This window comes from Brevundimonas sp. (assembly GCF_036677305.1).
GTDB lineage: Bacteria > Pseudomonadota > Alphaproteobacteria > Caulobacterales > Caulobacteraceae > Brevundimonas.
Map to the genome: position 1 here is coordinate 1 of NZ_JAKFEB010000134.1, position 4,142 is coordinate 4,142.

General features: G+C 68.1%; 5 protein-coding genes and 1 pseudogene. 1 reads left to right on the top strand and 5 read right to left on the bottom strand.

The genetic code is table 11. The features are described from left to right. The 5 genes from V6M42_RS15300 to V6M42_RS07920 form a co-directional block, all read right to left on the bottom strand. The coding region (locus tag V6M42_RS15300; RefSeq protein ID WP_442880940.1) for a hypothetical protein at positions 1-128 on the bottom strand (128 nt) is incomplete at its 3' end. Continuing rightward, positions 128-814, bottom strand: a complete 687-nt coding sequence (locus V6M42_RS07905; protein WP_332678102.1) for a class I SAM-dependent methyltransferase — start codon at positions 812-814, stop codon at positions 128-130. The genes V6M42_RS15300 and V6M42_RS07905, both read right to left, overlap by 1 nt. Then, complete coding sequence (locus V6M42_RS07910; protein WP_332678103.1) at positions 811-1,890, bottom strand: homocysteine S-methyltransferase family protein; 1,080 nt, start codon at positions 1,888-1,890, stop codon at positions 811-813. Before V6M42_RS07910 ends, V6M42_RS07905 begins: the two co-directional genes overlap by 4 nt. Beyond that, a complete protein-coding gene (gene metF, locus V6M42_RS07915; protein WP_332661257.1) occupies positions 1,887-2,804 on the bottom strand; it encodes a methylenetetrahydrofolate reductase [NAD(P)H] in 918 nt (305 codons plus the stop codon). The genes V6M42_RS07910 and metF overlap by 4 nt, the downstream gene beginning before the upstream one ends. Positions 2,805-2,839: 35 nt before the next feature. Then, on the bottom strand, positions 2,840-3,802 hold the full coding sequence (locus tag V6M42_RS07920) for an ArsR/SmtB family transcription factor (RefSeq protein ID WP_332661235.1): 963 nt from the start codon (positions 3,800-3,802) through the stop codon (positions 2,840-2,842). Positions 3,803-3,918: 116 nt separating this feature from the next. On the opposite strand from V6M42_RS07920, the pseudogene V6M42_RS07925 reads away from it, so the two are divergent. Continuing rightward, positions 3,919-4,142 (top strand): annotated as a pseudogene (locus V6M42_RS07925) (hypothetical protein); the annotation flags it as partial.

Sequence of the window (4,142 nt, forward strand, 5' to 3'; positions counted from 1 at the left end):
CCCGCCTCGACCTGCTGGCGCGCCACCGACAGGGCGGCGGAATAGTCGCCGTCGATGATCAGCTTCTTGAATTTGGCCGAGCCGGTGACGTTGGTCCGCTCGCCGACGTTGATGAAGGTCGGGCGCATCAGGCGTAGGCCACCCAGCCGCGGAACGTGAAGGCGGCGTAGAACTGGCTGACTGCGGAGAACCCCGCCTGCACAAGCAGGGCCTCGTCCTGTTCGGGCGACAGACTGTGCAGCGCTTTGGACACCGCCTCGCGGCGGCGACGGGCATCCGCTGGCGCCCCGCCGGAGGCTACCAGATAGGCCTCCTCGCGATCCAGCCAACGCTCACGCGCCTGTGACTCCTGCTCGTAGCTGATGTGCATCACCACGAACGGGGCGCCCGGCTTGAGACGCTGCCGAACCTGCTTCAGCGTGTCCAGCCGCTGGTCCGCGTCAAGGAAGTGCATGGTCAGCAGACAGGCGCCGCCATCGAAGGGACCTCCCGGCGCGCTGCCGATATAGCCCGTGTGGAGGGTCACCCGGTCAGCGTGGGCGCCGAGGGTCGCTCGCGCGAGGTCCAGCATGGCCGGGGCCGGATCCACGCCGTCGAATGTCCAGTCCGGATGATCGTCGGCGAAGACTTTAAGCTCCAGCCCGCCGCCGGCGCCGAGGATCAGAATGCGGGCGTCAGAAGGCGCCTGCTCCGCGAGCAGGACCGATGACATGCGGTGGACCGCATCCATGCCAGGCACGGTCCGACGTGCGTTGTCCGCGTAATGGGTGATGGCGGCGGGGTCGGCGAAGGGGCTGGGGTTCTGGACGGTCACGCTACCAACTCAAAGGGTTCGAGGCCCGAGAGGCGCATGGCCACGGGGCGTTCGGGAATTTCGCGGGTCGGCAGTTTCGAGACCGCCTCGGCCGTATGCCGGATGTGTTCGGGCGTCGTGCCGCAACAGCCGCCGACGATGTTGACCAGGCCCGAGGCCGCCCATTCCTCGATGAAGTGGGCGGTCTGGTGCGGTTCCTCGTCGTACTGGCCCATGGCGTTGGGCAGGCCGGCGTTGGGATAGGCGGCGACCAGCGTATCGGCGACGCGGCTCAGTTCGGCGATGAACGGCCGCATCAGATCGGCGCCCAGGGCGCAGTTGAAGCCCACGGCGAAGGGTTTGGCGTGGCGCACGCTGTTCCAGAAGGCCTCGGCCGTCTGGCCCGACAGGGTGCGACCCGAACGGTCGGTGATGGTGCCCGAAATCCAGATCGGCAGGGCCTCCATGCCCTCGTCCTCGAGGTCCTTGATGGCCTTGATCGCGGCCTTGCAGTTCAGCGTGTCGGTGATGGTTTCGATCAGATACAGGTCGACGCCGCCCTCGTTCAGGGCCTTCACCTGATGGCGGTAGGCGTCATAGACCTGGTCGAAGGTCACCAGCCGGGCGCCGGGGTCGTTCACGTCCGAGGACATCGACAGCATCTTGTTCAGGGGGCCGATCGAACCGGCGGCGAAGCGCGGTTTGTGCGGCTCCTTCGCGGTCCAGCGGTCGGCGGCGGCGCGGGCCAGTTTCGCGCCCTCCAGATTGATGTCCCACACCGACTGTTCGTCCAGCTTGTAGTCGTCCTGGGCGATGACGGTGGCCGAGAAGGTGTTGGTCTCGCTGATGTCGGCGCCGGCGGCGAAATACTGGTCGTGCAGGCCCGCGATGACGTCCGGGCGGGTGATGCACAGGATGTCGTTATTGCCCTTCATCTGGCCGTTGTGGCCGGCGAAGCGCTCGCCGCGGAAATCCTCCTCGGACAGTTCGCTGCGCTGGATCATGACGCCCCAGGCGCCGTCGAGCACCAGAATCCGCTCTTTCGCGATCCGGTGCAGGGCGGCGATGCGTTCGCTGCGGGGAAGGGGAGTACTCATACTGTAGCCGCTTTCGTCTCGCGCACGCCCAGGACCCGGCAGATCGCATAGACCAGGTCGGCGCGGTTCAGTGTGTAGAAGTGGAAGTCGGCGAAGCCTTCCTCCTGCAGCCGGGCGCAGGTCTCGGCGGCGACCGAGGCGGCGATCAGCTTGCGGGTTTCGGGGTCGTCGTCCAGCCCGTCGAAATGGGCCGCCAGCCAGTCGGGCACGGCCGCGCCGCACGCCGCCGACATTCGCTTGAGGCCGTTGAAATTGGTCACGGGCATGATGCCCGGCGACATCGGGATGGTGATCCCGGCCGCGCGAACACGGTCCCGGAAGCGCAGGAAGGCGTCGATGTCGAAGAAGAACTGGCTGATCGCGCGGGTCGCGCCCGCGTCGACCTTGGCCTTCAGCACGTCGATGTCGTGGTCGGTCGACGGGCTTTCGGGATGGCCTTCGGGATAGCAGCCGACGATGACGTCGAAGCCGCCTTTCGCCGTGATCGCGGCGGTCAGTTCGGTGGCGTTGGCGTAACCGTCCGCACGCGGAACATAGGCGCCGCCGATGCCGTTGCCGCCCGGCGGGTCCCCGCGCAGGGCCACGATGTGACGCACGCCCGCATCGCGATAGCCCTCGATGACCGCGTCCACGTCCTCGCGGCTGGCCTCGACGCAGGTCAGGTGGGCGGCGGGGACCAGGCTGGTTTCGGCCAGGATGCGCTCGACCGTCCGGTGGGTCCGCTCGCGGGTCGAGCCGCCGGCGCCATAGGTCACCGAGACGAAGTCCGGCTCAAGCGGGGCCAGGCGGGTGACCGCCTTCCACAGATTGGCCTCGGCCTCGTCGGACTTGGGCGGGAAGAATTCGAACGAGACGCGGGGACGCGACTGATCCTGACCGGCGCGGGCGACGGGGCCCAGCGGCGAGAGCAACATGGCGCGGGCCTCGGCCAGACTGCGGGGGGCGATGCTCATGCTACCTGGGCCTTGGCTGCGGCTGGACGTTCGGCGGTCCAGATGGAGACGGTCAGGCCGTCGGTGTCGGGGGGAAGGGCTGTGGGCGCGCCGGGCTTCAGGCCGGCGCCGGTCAACCAGCGTCGCATCTCCGGGTCGGAGAAACCGAGCCGGCGGTGCTGATGTTCCTCGCGCAGGTGCTCCAGCTGGTGCGGCGCGAAGTCGACGATCAGCAGCCGGCCGCCCGGCATGACCAGCCGCGCCGCCTCGGCTACGGCCGCCGCGGGATCGGCGAGGTAGTGCAGGACCTGATGCACCAGCACCAGATCGGCGCTGTGTTCCGGCAGGCGGGTGGCGAAGATGTCGCCGTGGCGCAGCTCGCATTTTTCCAGCCCGGCCCGGGTCACATTGGCTCGGGCGATGTTGAGCATGTTCTGGCTAAGGTCCAGGCCGACCGACATCTTCGCCGTCTTGCCCAGCAGGGTCAGCATCCGGCCGGAACCGGTGCCAAGGTCGACCACCCGTTCGAACGGCCCGTCGCCGGCCGCTCGCTTGATTGCGGCCTCGACGGCGGTCTCGCTGACGTACAGCGACCGGATGCGGTCCCACTGGGGCGCGACGCGTTCGAAATAGGCGCTGGCGGCGGCCCCGCGATCGCGGCGCACGTCTTCGAGGCGGCGTTCGTCCGCCTCGTGGGCCGCGTCCTCCATCAGGTCCAGCACGGTGTCGACCAGCCGGCGCTCCACAGGATCGGACGATAGACGGTAGAAGACGCGCGCGCCGTCCGGGAATCGCTCGATCAGGCCTGCGTCGGCCATCAGCTTCAGGTGGCGCGACACGCGCGGCTGGCTCTGCTCCAGAATCCGCGACAGCTCCATCACGGACAGCTCTTCGCTGGCCAGCAGGGAGAGAACCCGCAGACGGGTGGGCTCCCCTGCGGCGCGCAGGGCTTCGATCGCTTGGTCCGCGGTCAACGACATAGGTTTATATAAAGATATCCTTATATGATTTTGCAAGCGAATTCAGACGCGGGACAAGCTCGTTGAAACGGGCGTACACTGGCCTCACCCCGTGGAACCCGGCATGGAGATACCCCATGATCCGCATCGCCTTCGCCTCGTCCGCCGCGCTCGTGGTTCTCGTCGCCGCCGCCGCCGCCGCCCAGACCCCGCCGCCCGGCCAGGCCTCGCCCGGAACGGGCGGCCCCATGACGCTGGAAGCCATGCAGGCGCGCCAGGACCAGATGTTCACCCGCCTGGACGCCAACGCCGACGACATGATCACCGGCGGTGAACTGGCGCCCCTGACCCAGCCGCCGAT

What these genes read in the sequence shown, in the direction of transcription:
- V6M42_RS07910 (WP_332678103.1), bottom strand. Translation starts at nt 1,890, where the DNA reads ATGAGTACTCCCCTTCCCCGCAGCGAACGCATCGCCGCCCTGCACCGG.
- metF (WP_332661257.1), bottom strand. Translation starts at nt 2,804, where the DNA reads ATGTTGCTCTCGCCGCTGGGCCCCGTCGCCCGCGCCGGTCAGGATCAG.
- V6M42_RS07920 (WP_332661235.1), bottom strand. Translation starts at nt 3,802, where the DNA reads ATGTCGTTGACCGCGGACCAAGCGATCGAAGCCCTGCGCGCCGCAGGG.